This window comes from Thermococcus sp. 2319x1 (genome assembly GCF_001484685.1).
In the GTDB taxonomy this organism is placed as follows: Archaea; Methanobacteriota_B; Thermococci; order Thermococcales; family Thermococcaceae; genus Thermococcus_A.
Genome location: NZ_CP012200.1, coordinates 1,600,579 through 1,614,509, shown reverse-complemented (window position 1 = coordinate 1,614,509; position 13,931 = coordinate 1,600,579). Strand labels below are relative to the sequence as shown.

The following is a 13,931-nucleotide window of genomic DNA, read 5'->3' as shown; positions in this document are numbered from 1 at the left end:
CGATTCCCTCCGTGTTATTCCAACACAATGAACTTTTCTCCCTCAACGTCTTCAAAGTAGCTTCCCAGTCCTCCAACTTTCCACTCTTTTTCTGCTTCGTCTTTGATGGTTATGTTGGCCGTGAGGGATGTGTACTCATATTCAATAACCTCACCTTTTATCGTTGCTTCCTCTCTTGTATCAACGAAGTGCCCTATGACCTCTATCTTTCTTGGTAGCCCTGCTTGTTTAAGGATCGTTATGAGTGTTCTTATATTGGCAATTTCAAAGGGCTTCTTGAGTTTTTCATATTCAACGGGCTTTATGACTTCACTGTTGTCAAAGTACATCGTGTAGAACCAGTGCATATAATTCTGGATTAACTTTGGAGATTTGCCCCAGAAGGAATAGAATTTTTCTCTTCTCCTGTCCTTTGGAAGTGCTCCAAAAAAGAGCGCGTAGTCCACATCTCCTATAATCCAGGTTGCCATCAGCCACGGAGCTCCTCCGCTTTTGGCTAAAATCACGTTCTCCTTGTTAAGCCACTCGGGAATTTCTTCAAAGTTGCTTACAATTACAAATATAACATCCTTTCTCTTTTTAATTTCGTCTTTGAGCAATCGTAAAAACTCAAAAGGGGTGTTTATCAATACTTCCTGTCTTGCGCTTCTTATTATGTATTCCGCCCTTTCCAAAGTGTTTTCGAACCCATGAATTGTCCATATCTCTGGTATGTCCTCTCCATGTATGGATTTGTAGAGTTCAAGGAGGGCATTTTTTACGGCTTCTATATCACTTAGAAGCTCTTCTTTAAGTTTCTCAAAAACTATTTCCGGATTCACGGGCTTGTACATCCTCGGGGTTCCGTGCATAATGTCCACAAATCCCTTTCTGTGAAGAGAGCTCAACACGTCGTATATCCTCGTGTGGGGGATTCCACTTTCCTTTGTAAGGTCTGTAGCTTTGCTGATTCCCAGTTTTAGAAGGGTTATATATGCCAAGCTTTCGTATTTTGTTAGACCGAGCTTTTGAAGCATTTTAATTATCTCTTCTTCCCTCATTTTTTCTCCTCCTAAAGATTTTTAATATTCACTTTTGACAATTTAAACATCAAAGGTGATACATAATCATGAGAGGTGTTTAACATGTATAAAATTTTCGGATTTAGAGACGATGATTACCTCGGAAAAGTTGGAATTGTAGAGTTCTCCATACCCAAACGCGGATCCTATGCCTATCTTTTGGGAAATTTTAATGCATTCAACGAGGGAAGCTTTAGAATGAAAGAAAAGGGAGATAGATGGTACATAAAAGTCGAGCTTCCCGAGGGAATCTGGTACTATGCATTTTCGATCGATGGAAATTTAACATTGGATTTTGAAAATAACGAAAAAACTGTGTACAGAAGGCTTTCGTATAAATTTGAAAAAACTGTTAATGTTGCCAAGATCTTCTCGGGAGAGAAATTTTACCATTATCCCTCCTTGGTATATGCTTATTCTTTGGGGGACTCAACGTACATTCGCTTTAGAGCCATGAAGGGAGTGGCTGAAGGAGTGTTTTTAATTTCAGACCAAAAATATGAAATGAGAAAAAAAGCACAGGATGAACTCTTTGAATATTTTGAAGCAGTTCTGCCCAGAAAAGAAGAACTTGAGTATTACTTTGAGATTCATGAAGCAGATGAAATTATCGATTATGGAGACTTTAAGGTGGATTTTAACGAGCAGAGGGAAAGATTTAAACCACCCGCGTGGATCTTTGAGAGAGTCTTTTATCAAATAATGCCCGACCGCTTTGCCAATGGGAATCCAGAGAATGACCCGCACAATTGTATAGAATTTAAAACTGTCACTCACCACGGCGGTGATCTTGAGGGCATTATAGAGAAACTTGACTACATTGAGGAACTCGGTGTTAATGCACTTTACCTAACCCCGATCTTCGAGTCAATGACATATCACGGTTATGACATCGTTGACTATTTCCATGTTGCTCGGAAATTCGGGGGAGATAAAGCTTTTGAAAAATTGGTGCAAAAGCTGAAGAAACGGGATATAAAGCTTATTTTAGATGGAGTCTTTCATCATACGAGCTTTTTCCATCCCTACTTTCAGGATGTAGTGAAGAACGGAGAAAACAGTAAATACAGGGATTTTTATCGTATAACAGGTTTCCCAGTTGTTCCAGAGGAGTTCCTCGATATTCTGAATTCAAAACTCCCATGGGATGAAAAATATAGTCAACTTAAGGCCCTCAAATGGAACTATGAAAGCTTTTATTCCGTATGGCTGATGCCTCGTTTAAACCATGAGAAAAAAGAAGCAAGGGACTTCATCAGGGATGTAATGGAGTACTGGGTTAGAAAAGGGGCAGATGGGTGGAGATTAGATGTTGCTCACGGTGTTCCACCTGAAGTATGGGAAGAAATTAGGGAAAAGTTGCCCAGTGATGTTTATCTAGTTGGAGAGGTGATGGACGATGCCAGGTTGTGGATATTCAACAAGTTTCATGGAACCATGAACTATCCATTGTATGAGGCAATTTTGAGATTTTTTGTCGCTAGGGAGATTGATGCAAGGGAATTCCTCAACTGGCTTGAGCTTTTAAGCTTTTACTATGGCCCTGCTGAGTACGTTATGTATAATTTCTTAGATAACCACGATGTAGACAGGATGCTTAGCCTGCTTGGGGATAAAAGAAAATATCTCTGCGCCTTGGTTTTCCTTTTCACGTACAAGGGGATTCCGTCTATTTACTATGGCGATGAAATTGGGATGAGAAATATGGAGGCTCCTTTTATGGAGAGTTCAAGGGCACCTATGGAATGGGATAGCAAGAGATGGGATCTAAGGATATTTTATCTTACAAAAAAACTTATACAGCTCAGGAAGACCAGCAAAGCACTACAAATGGGGACATTTGAGCCGGTGGAATTTCGAGAGGGATTGTTGCTTTATGAGAGAATACATGAGGAAGAGAGGCTCTTAATTGGAATAAACTACTCAGATAATTCTGTTTCGATCAAAAAACTACCGGATAAAGTGTTGTTGGGTAATTTGAATGATATCGAGCTTGAACCGTTCTCATTTTTTGTTGGTCGTCTCCCTTGAGAATTTCAAATTTTTTCATTGATGTCCCCTTTAGGGCATCTGCTATTCTGTGATCATCAAAGCGTAAGGTATATATATCACTGGGAATGATACTAACTTTGAAATATTCAAGAGGTGAATATGCATGAAGAAGGCACTACTTGCTTTATTGTTGATCGGAGTATTGGCAATTGGGGTAGTTGCAAGTGGGTGTATTGGTGGTGGGGGGACTACTTCAAGCCCCACACAAACAACCACGAGTTCTCCAACCCAAACAACGACTACAACAACAGAAGAGGAGAAAGTAACAATCGTTATATGGCATGCAATTGGCCCGAATGAGCTCAAGGCCTTTGAAGATTTGATTGCTGAGTTCGAGATTGAGTATCCAAACATCGATATTCAACTTGAACAAAAGGCTGATTTGGAGACTTCCCTTAAGGCCGCTATTCCAGCAGGCCAAGGACCCGACCTTTTCATGTGGGCTCACGATTGGATTGGAAAATTTGCTGAAGCTGGCCTTTTAGAGCCAATTGACGAGTACATAACCCCCGAAATTCTAAACAAGTTCAGTCCAATGGCCCAAAGTGCTATTGAGTACGGTGGGCATTATTATGCGATGCCTTATGCTGCCGAGACTGTAGCTTTAATTTACAACAAGGACATGGTTCCAAACCCACCAAAGACCTTTGACGAGATGAAGGCAATTATGGAAAAGTATTACAATGAAGCTGAAGGTACTTACGGTCTCGCAACTCCAATGGATCCGTACTTCCTCTCAGGTTGGGTACATGCTTTTGGCGGCTACTACTTTGACGACAAGACGAAGGCTCCCGGCCTCGATAAGCCAGAAACTTTGCAGGGCTTCAAGTTCTTCTTTGAGCAGATATTCCCGTATGTTGCCAAGACTCAAGACTATAACGCTCAGGTTAGCCTCTTCCACGATGGAAAGGCTCCAATGATGATTAATGGTCCATGGAGCATTCCAGATGTTAGAAACGCTGGAATCAACTTTGGCATAGTTCCACTTCCATCTATTGATGATAAGCACAGGCCTCACCCATACGGTGGTGTTAGGCTTATCTATGTTGCAAAGCTCAACGACCCAAGCAAGAAAGATGCCATATGGACGTTCCTCAAGTGGTTCACAACAAACCCAGACGTTATAAAGACTCTCTCCCTCCAAAACGGTTACATCCCGGTACTTACCGAAGTCCTTAACGACCCAGAGATTCAAAATGATCCCGTACTTTACGGCTTTGGTCAAGCGGTCCAATACGCAATTCCAATGCCAAAGAGCCCAGAGATGGGTGCGGTTTGGGGTCCGGTTGCAACGGCCATTACTGACATAATTGCCGGGAAGAAAACAATCGAGCAAGCACTTCAAGATGCACAGAAAGAAATACTTGATGCCATTAGTGGTAGCTGATTTTCTTTTTCTTTCTACACTTTTTAATTCTTGGAGGTGTGAGTAGATGGACAAAAAAACAATGGCCGCTCTCGCTTTAATATTACCCGGCATGGTAGCGTTCTTGTTTTTTAACATCTATCCAATCTTATACTCCATTTATATTGCGTTCACAAATGCCAAGTTGGGTAATTTTCCAATACAGGCTCCCACCGCAGAGCCGTTGAGGTTTGTTGGGTTGGAAAACTTTAGATGGGCGTTAAGTGATCCAAAGTTCAGATCCGCTTTTGTGTGGACTTGGATTTTTGTGGCAACGAGTGTTACTTTGAAGGTAGTTGTTGGAATTCTTTTGAGTGTTCTGTATAATAACAAGTACGTAAAGGGCAAATTCTTTTATAGAGCCCTTTTGATAATTCCATGGGCACTGCCATTGCTTTTTTCCGTGATGGTATGGCGCTTTATGTTTGATCCTGTTGTTGGCCCGGTTAACATAATGTTGAGGAACTTGGGGATAACGAACCCACCAGACTGGATGACGAGTGTAACTTGGGGCTTTGTTGCTTTAAACGTAATTGAAGTGTGGCTTGCATATCCGTTTATGATGACGGTAATAACCTCAGCCCTTCAGAGTGTTCCGGATACACTCATTGAGGCAGCGATTATTGATGGGGCAAGCTACTGGCAGAGATTGACAAAGGTGGTTATCCCGATTGTCAGCAAGCCTATTGCTTTTGCCACAATTCTAACTTCCGCGGCAAGCTTTCAGTACTTCCTTGTCCCCTTCATTTACAACGCAGGTCTTTTTGAAGACAGATTTCTGCTCCTTTATGGATATAGAAAAGCTTTCGGCAGTTCAGTTCCCCACTACGGAAGAGCGGCAGCCATTTTGCTTATAGCAACAATAGTCCTTGCAGTTTATATGTTCGTTAACATGAGGGTAACAAGACTGCAGGAGGGTGTTAAGGGATGAAACTTAAAGTTGAACTACCCAAACGGAAAGATGAGCTATTGAAGTCATTTGCGCTTACTTTACTGGCACTTTTTGTTTTGGCAATTCTGCTCTTCCCAGTCTATTATATGGCAATGCTCTCTGTTAAGCCTTCGGGAACTCTTGCCACTACTGAAATTGACCTAATTCCGGATAAAGTGACTTTCTCCAATTACCGCGATCTGCTTTTTGGTCATACGGAGGGGCTGATAAAAACAACAAACTTTGAGATAAATGCTAAACAAGGAATTATAAAGGATTCCTTAAACAGATATGAGATAGAACTTCATGAGGCCAGGATTGTAGGAAGCTATTCGAGTAGGTTCACCTTGATAGATACAGAAATACTCGAGAGAAAGGGTGGGGAGGAGAGACAAGAACCCGATGGGACTCAAATTATTGTCGGAGGTGAATCGATAAAACTAAATGCCAATCGGATTGAAAGTACCGGCGGTGTTAAGAACCTTAAAGTATCTGCACAAAAGGTGATAATAACTGTCAGTTCCAATGAAGTACCTTTAGATCTTTCAAAATTCACCAAAATCAATGAAAACACCTATGAAGCCCAGAGCGTGGAAATGGAGATAAAAGAGGGGGGAATAATAACAGCTGAGGAGGCAACATTCACCGCGACTAACTTTGCATTTATTCGCTTAGCAAAAGTAGGTGGAGAAGTCCCAGATTACATGAAGAGAAGTCTACTGATAGCCAGTCTCACCGTTATCTTGACGCTCTTGTTTGTGATACCCTCTGCGTATGCATTTTCAAGACTTAAGTTCTTTGGGAGAGAACACGTCCTATACTTTTACTTGATGTTCACTCAGGTCGCTGGAGGACTGGGGATAGCGGGATTGGTTGCATTGTACGGTATGTTGGTGAAACTCCACTTGACCAATAACATCTTTGTTTTGCCAGTAATCTACGCCGCTGGCGGAGTGCCCTTTAACACATGGCTCTTGAAGTCCTACCTTGATTCAATCCCCCCGGATTTTGATGAAGCGGCGTTGGTAGATGGGGCAAACTATTTGCAGATTATAAGGCACGTGCTTATTCCAATGGCTCTTCCCGGATTGGCAACAGTGGCAATATTTGCATTCATCGGAGGTTGGACAGAGCTTATACTCGCTAACTTGCTCCTTAACCAAGAGAACTATCCTCTAACTGTATGGCTGTACACAATGCTTGCGAACCTGAGATCCATCTCATGGAACCAATTTGCCGCGGCCGCGTTGGTATTCGCATTACCCGTGTTTATAATGTTCCTCTTGGCTCAAAACTATGTAAGAAGTGGGCTTACTCTTGGAGGATTAAAGGAATGAGGTGATAGAAATGAAAAAAGGTTTGGCAATGTTTTTCATATTTTTAGTTGCCTTGAGCATTGCTGAAGTGGGAGTTAAGGCAGAAGAGCCAAAGCCATTGAACGTTATTATTGTGTGGCATCAGCACCAACCGTACTACTACGATCCAATTCAAGATATTTATACCAGACCTTGGGTTAGGCTGCATGCAGCCAACAATTACTGGAAGATGGCAAACTATCTCAGCAAATACCAAGATGTTCATGTTGCTATAGATTTGTCGGGTTCTTTGATTGCCCAGCTTGCCGATTACATGAACGGTAAAAAGGATACCTATCAGATAGTCACGGAGAAAATAGCAAACGGGGAACCGCTAACACTCGAAGACAAATGGTTCATGCTTCAGGCTCCAGGAGGCTTTTTTGATCATACCATACCTTGGAATGGAGAACCTGTTGCAGATGAAAACGGCAACCCTTACAGGAAACAATGGGGAAGATATACAGAGCTCAAGGAGAAGAGGAATAATGCGTTTAAAAAGTATGCAAACTTACCTTTAAATGAGCAGAAAGTGAAAATAACGGCTGAATTCACGGAGCAGGATTACATTGACTTAGCTGTCTTGTTCAACTTGGCTTGGACCGACTATAACTACATAATCAACACTCCAGAGCTTAAGGCACTTTACGACAAAGTTAATGTTGGCGGGTACACCAGGGAAGATGTAGCAATTGTCTTAAAACACCAGATGTGGCTTCTAAATCACACGTTTGAAGAACATGAGAAGATAAACTACCTCCTTGGAAACGGAAATGTTGAAGTTACCGTAGTGCCATATGCCCATCCAATTGGTCCACTGCTCAACGACTTTGGATGGTACGAGGATTTTGATGCCCACGTAAAGAAAGCCCACGAGCTCTACAAAAAGTATTTGGGAGATAACAGAGTTGAACCTCAAGGAGGATGGGCTGCGGAGAGTGCTTTAAACGATAAGACCCTTGAGATATTAGCTAACAATGGATGGAAGTGGGTAATGACTGATCAGATGGTTCTTAACATTCTTGGAATTCCCAACACAGTTGAGAATTACTATAAACCTTGGGTGGCTGAATTTAACGGCAAGAAAATCTATCTCTTCCCAAGGAATCACGACTTGAGCGATAGGGTGGGGTTTAGGTATTCAGGAATGAACCAGTACGAGGCGGTTGAAGACTTCGTTAATGAGCTTCTCAAGATACAAAGAGAGAACTACGATGGAAGCCTTGTTTATGTGGTAACCCTCGATGGGGAGAACCCATGGGAACACTACCCGTTTGATGGTAAGATATTCCTTGAGGAGCTGTACAAGAAGCTTACCGAACTTCAAAAGCAGGGCTTGATAAGGACGGTAACTCCCAGTGAATACATCCAGATGTATGGAGATAAAGCCAACAAACTCACTCCAAAGCTTATGAAGAGGCTTGATTTCACAAAAGAAGAGAGAGTTAATGCCCTATTAAAAGCTCAAAGCCTCGGCGAGCTTTATGACATGGCTGGTGTTGAAGAGAATATGCAATGGCCAGAATCCAGCTGGATTGATGGAACACTTTCGACATGGATTGGTGAGCCCCAAGAGAACTTGGGATGGTACTGGCTCTACTTGGGAAGAAAGGCATTATTCGAGAACAAGGATAAGGTTACTAACTGGGACACTGCATACGAATATCTCCTAAGGGCAGAGGCAAGCGACTGGTTCTGGTGGTATGGAAGTGATCAGGACAGCGGGCAGGATTATACATTTGATCGCTATCTCAAGACGTACCTCTATGAGATGTATAAGTTCGCTGGGCTGGAAATTCCGAGCTATCTCTTTGGAAACTATTTCCCCAATGGAGAGCCGTATGCAATAAGAGAGCTCACAGGATTACCAGAAGGGGAGAAAAAGAGCTGGTCGAGCTTATCACCCCTTGCTGAAGTAATAGAACTCTACTTTGATGAGCAGGGATTACATTTTATCATTAAAACTACAAAAGAGTTCGAAATAAGCATCTTTGAGCCCGAAAAGGTCGTGGGCAACACATTTACTCTTCTCCAGACCAAACCAAGTCAACTAAGATACGATATCTTCCCATTCAGCAAAGATAGTGTTGGTCTTATGATAACCAAACATATAGTTGTGAAAGGAGGCAAAGCAGAGGTTTACAAGGCAACAGACTATGAAAACAGCGAAAAAGTTGGAGAAGTAGATGTAAAAGAAACCAACGGAGGAGTTGAGGTTATCGTTCCGTTTGACTACCTGGACAGTCCCTCTGACTTCTACTTCGCTGTCTCTACTGTCAATGATCAAGGAGAGCTTGAAATAATAACGACCCCGATAGAAGTAAAACTTCCAAAGCAGGTTGAGGGGATTGTTGTTGCAGAGATCAAGGACGTTGAAGGGGATGACCATGGTTCCGGAACTTATACCTATGCCACCAACAAGGTTTTCGTTCCCGGACACCTAGACTTGCTTAAGGTGAGAATCCTCGAAAAGCCAAGTTCATACGTCTTTGAGTACTACTTCAAGGATCTTGGGGATAACCCATGGAATGGGCCAAATGGCTTCAGTTTGCAGATAATTGAGGCATACTTTGATTTCAAAGAGGGAGGGAATACATCAGCGATTAAAATGTTCCCTGATGGGCCCGGAAGCAACGTAGACCTTGATCCAGAACACCCGTGGGATTTGGCGATTAGAATAGCGGGTTGGGACTATGGGAACATAATTGTTCTCCCGGATGGAACAAGCTATCAGGGAGAAATGAAAATCTCAGCTGATCCTGTTAAGAATGCAATTGTAGTGGAGGTTCCAAAGAAGTATCTTGAGATTAGCAAAGACTATGGGCTATATGGAGCGATATTAGTGGGCTCCCAAGATGGTTATGGACCTGATAAGTGGAGACCTGTTGCAGTTGATGCAGAAGAGTGGAAGGGTGGCGGAGCTCCAGCTGATGCTGTTATTGCCGGTGTAGCGCCAAGGGTTTATGATCTCTTAATTCCAGAGGGCTTTAAACCAACACAAGAGGAACAATTAAGCAGTTATGACTCAGAGAACGGAAAGAGAGCAATAGTAAAGATGATACCTCTGTTCGGAGTTGAAGAAAAGCCAAGTGAAACCGAGACCCCCACTGAGACTGAAAGTCCAACACCAAGTGAAACTTCTTCAACCGTATCTCCAAGTTCAACAAGCTCTCCAAGTCCGACTTCTTCACCAAGTCCAACAAGCTCTCCGAGCCCGACGGCAACCGGAGGAATCTGCGGACCAGCAGCCCTCGTAGGACTAACACTAATCCCACTACTCCTGAGAAAAAAGAGGAGGTGAGCTTTCCTTTTTTCTATTTATTAGATAATAAAAATTGAAATCATGGGGGTGATTTTTGTGGTTGGTGTTAGGCTTGTGGGTGTTTGGAAGGTGTTTGGTGATGTTGTTGCTGTTAGGGAGTTGAGTTTGGAGGTTAGGGATGGGGAGTTTATGATTCTTTTGGGCCCGAGTGGTTGTGGGAAAACAACAACGCTCAGGATGATTGCTGGTTTGGAGGAGCCGACGAGGGGGCGGATTTATATTGGTGATAAGCTTGTCGCAGACCCGGAAAAGGGGGTTTTTGTGCCTCCGAAGGATAGGGATATTGCGATGGTCTTCCAAAGCTATGCTCTTTACCCGCATATGACTGTTTATGATAATATTGCTTTTCCGTTGAAGCTTAGGAGGGTTCCGAGGGTGGAGATTGATCGGCGTGTTAGGGAGGTTGCTGAGCTTCTCGGTTTGACGGAGCTTTTGGGTAGGAAGCCGAGGGAGTTGTCTGGTGGTCAGAGGCAGCGTGTTGCTCTTGGTAGGGCTATTGTTAGGAGGCCTCAGGTGTTTTTGATGGATGAGCCGTTGAGTAATTTGGATGCTAAGTTGAGGGTTAAGATGAGGGCTGAGTTGAAGAAGTTGCAGAGGCAGCTTGGTGTGACGACTATTTATGTGACGCATGATCAGGTTGAGGCTATGACGATGGGTGATAGGATTGCTGTGATGAATCAGGGTGTTTTGCAGCAGGTTGGTTCGCCGGATGAGGTTTATGATAAGCCTGCGAATACTTTTGTGGCTGGTTTTATTGGAAGCCCGCCGATGAATTTTTTGGATGCTAGTGTTACTGAGGATGGGTTTGTGGATTTTGGGGAGTTCAGGTTGAAGCTTCTTCCGGATCAGTTTGAGTTGTTGAGGGAAAAGAACCTCGTCGGCAGGGAGGTGATTTTCGGTATTCGTCCGGAGGATTTGTATGATGCAATGTTTGCTCAGGTGAAGATTCCTGGGGAGAATATGGTTCGTGCAATGGTCGAGATTGTGGAGAATCTTGGAAGCGAAAAAATCGTGCATTTGCGCGTTGGAGATGTGACTTTCGTCGGCTCCTTCAAGCCAGAATCCAAAGTCCAAGAAGGCCAAGAAATCGACGTTGTATTCGACATGAAAAAAATCCACATCTTCAACAAAACCACAGGAAAAGCAATATTTTGAAAAACTTTTTAACTTCTCTTTTTCTTGTATTTTTCATGAGCTTTGAGAAACTTGCCATGTTTCTAATTGAAAGGCATCCAGAGGGGAAATTAGTTGAAATAGGGGTTGGGTTCAACTTTAAAGTATCCCTAAAGTTAAAAGACCTTGGAAAAGAGGTTTTAGTTGTAGACTGGAATCCAGAGGCAGTTAAAAAGGCTAAAGAACTTGGCTTGGAAGCTTATGTTGATGATGTCTTTTCACCAAATTTGGAGATATACAGAGGTGCCGTTGCCATATATTCCGTTCGTCCAACCCCGGAGATTGTTAAACCAATTTTAAAACTAGCCCAATTACTTAAAATTCCTGTGTATATCTTACCGTTTTCTCTTGATTCCATGCCTAGAATTTTGAAGCTTGAGAATTATAAGGGATTGCCCATTTACACTTGGAGACCCTATGAAAAAGATATATAAGCTAACTCCTAAGATTCGTGTGGTGATAGGATGAGACTGTTTGGGACTGCGGGAATTAGGGGACCTATTAATTCAAAAGTTACTCCAGAGCTCGCTTTAAATGTTGGGAAGGCTCTTGGTACTTATATCGACCATGGCACGGTTGTTGTAGGAAGAGATGCAAGAACCTCAAGTGTAATGCTCGAAAGTGCTGTCGTAAGTGGCTTGCTGAGTAGTGGTGTGGATGTTGTTAGGATTGGGCTTGTTCCAACTCCAATGCTTGCATGGGCTACAAATAAGCTTGGAGATGCTGGCGTGATGATAACGGCCTCTCACAACCCACCCAGTGATAATGGCATCAAGGTGTTCAATGAGAGAGGAATAGAGTTCTTTTTGGAGCAGGAAGAGGAACTGGAAAAAATAATTTTCTCCAAAAGCTATAAAGTTGCCCCGTGGGATAAAATTGGGGATGTAAAAGACTTAGACCTAAGAGAGCAGTATATTAAGGAAATATTGGACTATGTAAATCACGAGACCAAACTGAAAATTCTCTTGGATATGGGAAATGGTGCTGGTAGTTTAATAACTCCCTATCTATTGAGAAAGATGGGAGCGAAAGTTGTGACGTTAAATTCTCATCCGGACGGATACTTTCCGGGCAGAAAATCTGAGCCTAGGTATGAGAATATAGCATATTTAAGCAACCTTGTAAGGGAACTGGGATTTGATATTGCGATAGCTCAAGATGGTGATGCCGATAGAATTGCTGTGTTTGATGAAAAGGGCAACTATATAGAGGAAGACACTTTGATAGCACTTTTTGCGAGGCTTTATGCCAGAGAACATAAAGGAGGAAACGTTGTAGTTTCAATAGATACCTCCTTCAGAATCGATAAAGTTGTCGAAGAAGAGGGTGGAAAAGTATACAGAGTCCCATTGGGACAACTTCATGATGGAATAAAGAAATACAATGCGATCTTTGCCTCAGAACCATGGAAGTTCATCCATCCCAAGTTTGGACTGTGGATTGACAGCTTTGTTACAATTGGGCTGTTGGTAAAAATAATAGACCAAGAAGGGAAACCGCTTTCGGAGATAGTCAAGGACATTCCGAAATATTACATGATTAAAAAGAACGTGAAGTGCCCAGAGGAGATAAAACATCAAGTTGTTGAGAAGGCAAAAGAGCAGTTGCAAGAATACTTGAAAGACCAAATTGAAGAGGTTATAACGATTTCTGGTGTAAGGTTAAACCTCAGAGATGGTTCTTGGGTACTGGTAAGAGCAAGTGGAACCGAGCCAAAAATAAGGGTCGTTGTGGAAGGAATCACAGAAAAAAGGAGGGAAGAGCTGTTCACTTTGGCTTATAACTTGGTTACTGGACTAGTCTCAGAGTTCTCTGGCAGGTCTGAGAGTTCTTAGCTTTATATCAGCTTTTTCCATTTTAACTTTAAATCCCTCTTTTGCAACCAAAGTCTTTACTCCTGTCACGTTTTCTATGAACTTGGCCTCTTTATATGGGTTTGCAAAATGCATTTTCATGCCTATATGACTAACTATGAGCATTTCTGGTTTTTGTTTCATATCTTTCAGCATGTAGATTACATCTTCAGTGCAGAGATGGTAGGGAATTTTCATATTTGTTGGCCTTGTTACCGAGGCTATCAATAGCCTAACGCCATCGTATATTTTTTTCAGCTCCTCAAAATACTCCGTGTCCGGGATGTACCCTATTTTTCCGACACTTGTTTCCAATATAAAGCCTATTGCAGTAGGGTCTGAATGCACGGTGGGGGTTATTGTCATTTCATCCTCTCCAAGCCGGATCCTTTCTCCCGGATTAGGAATGTGAACTTCTTCTAGTGAATCTAAGTGATACTTGGATACTGCGGGGGTGTGATTCTCGTCTCCGTAAACTACGCTCTTTGAGGCTATAAGCGTGCCCCGTTTTTTTGTAACTCCGACTGTCATTCCTTCCACCATAATTTCGGCATCGTTACAGTGGTCTGTGTGTCGATGAGAAACAAAGAGTACGTCTATCTTTCTTGGATCTATCTTGTACCTCCATGCTCTAACCAACGCTCCAGGCCCTGGGTCTACGTATATCCTTTTACTCGAATTTATAAAAAAACCGCCGGTAGGTCGAAACTGTGTTATTGTGATGAATCTCCCGCCTCCACTTCCCAAAAAGATTATCTCTACCAATTTCCCTCCCTCCG

The 13,931-nt window shown here is 42.5% G+C and carries 10 protein-coding genes; 8 read left to right on the top strand and 2 right to left on the bottom strand.

Annotation, left to right across the window (positions count from 1 at the left end; genetic code table 11):
* Positions 1-14 precede the first annotated feature (14 nt).
* Positions 15-1,040, bottom strand: coding sequence for an HTH-type sugar sensing transcriptional regulator TrmBL1 (gene trmBL1 / locus ADU37_RS08990; RefSeq protein WP_058947262.1), 1,026 nt, complete (start codon positions 1,038-1,040; stop codon positions 15-17).
* Between the two features lie 84 nt (positions 1,041-1,124).
* On the opposite strand from trmBL1, the gene ADU37_RS08985 reads away from it, so the two are divergent.
* The 8 genes from ADU37_RS08985 to glmM all read left to right on the top strand — a co-directional run bounded on the left by ADU37_RS08985 (position 1,125) and on the right by glmM (position 13,134).
* Complete coding sequence (locus ADU37_RS08985; protein WP_058947261.1) at positions 1,125-3,092, top strand: alpha amylase N-terminal ig-like domain-containing protein; 1,968 nt, start codon at positions 1,125-1,127, stop codon at positions 3,090-3,092.
* A 124-nt stretch (positions 3,093-3,216) separates the two neighbouring features.
* Positions 3,217-4,500, top strand: a complete 1,284-nt coding sequence (locus ADU37_RS08980; protein ID WP_058947260.1) for an extracellular solute-binding protein — start codon at positions 3,217-3,219, stop codon at positions 4,498-4,500.
* A gap of 46 nt (positions 4,501-4,546) precedes the next feature.
* Positions 4,547-5,449 (top strand): carbohydrate ABC transporter permease, encoded by a 903-nt coding sequence (locus ADU37_RS08975; protein ID WP_058947259.1) that lies wholly within the window; start codon positions 4,547-4,549, stop codon positions 5,447-5,449.
* Positions 5,446-6,786, top strand: coding sequence for an ABC transporter permease subunit (locus tag ADU37_RS08970; protein ID WP_058947258.1), 1,341 nt, complete (start codon positions 5,446-5,448; stop codon positions 6,784-6,786). The genes ADU37_RS08975 and ADU37_RS08970 overlap by 4 nt, the downstream gene beginning before the upstream one ends.
* Before the next feature lie 10 nt (positions 6,787-6,796).
* On the top strand, positions 6,797-10,105 hold the full coding sequence (locus ADU37_RS08965) for a glucodextranase DOMON-like domain-containing protein (protein ID WP_058947257.1): 3,309 nt from the start codon (positions 6,797-6,799) through the stop codon (positions 10,103-10,105).
* Positions 10,106-10,162: 57 nt separating this feature from the next.
* A complete protein-coding gene (locus ADU37_RS08960) occupies positions 10,163-11,281 on the top strand; it encodes an ABC transporter ATP-binding protein (RefSeq protein WP_144433250.1) in 1,119 nt (372 codons plus the stop codon).
* Positions 11,282-11,316: 35 nt separating this feature from the next.
* The gene (locus ADU37_RS08955) at positions 11,317-11,733 is read left to right on the top strand and encodes a UPF0146 family protein (protein WP_058947669.1); all 417 of its coding nucleotides are present in this window, start codon (positions 11,317-11,319) and stop codon (positions 11,731-11,733) included.
* A 30-nt stretch (positions 11,734-11,763) separates the two neighbouring features.
* The gene (gene glmM, locus ADU37_RS08950) at positions 11,764-13,134 is read left to right on the top strand and encodes a phosphoglucosamine mutase (RefSeq protein ID WP_058947255.1); all 1,371 of its coding nucleotides are present in this window, start codon (positions 11,764-11,766) and stop codon (positions 13,132-13,134) included.
* Here the strand turns inward: glmM and ADU37_RS08945 are convergent.
* A complete protein-coding gene (locus ADU37_RS08945) occupies positions 13,102-13,917 on the bottom strand; it encodes an MBL fold metallo-hydrolase (protein WP_058947254.1) in 816 nt (271 codons plus the stop codon). The genes glmM and ADU37_RS08945 overlap by 33 nt on opposite strands.
* Positions 13,918-13,931 lie beyond the last annotated feature (14 nt).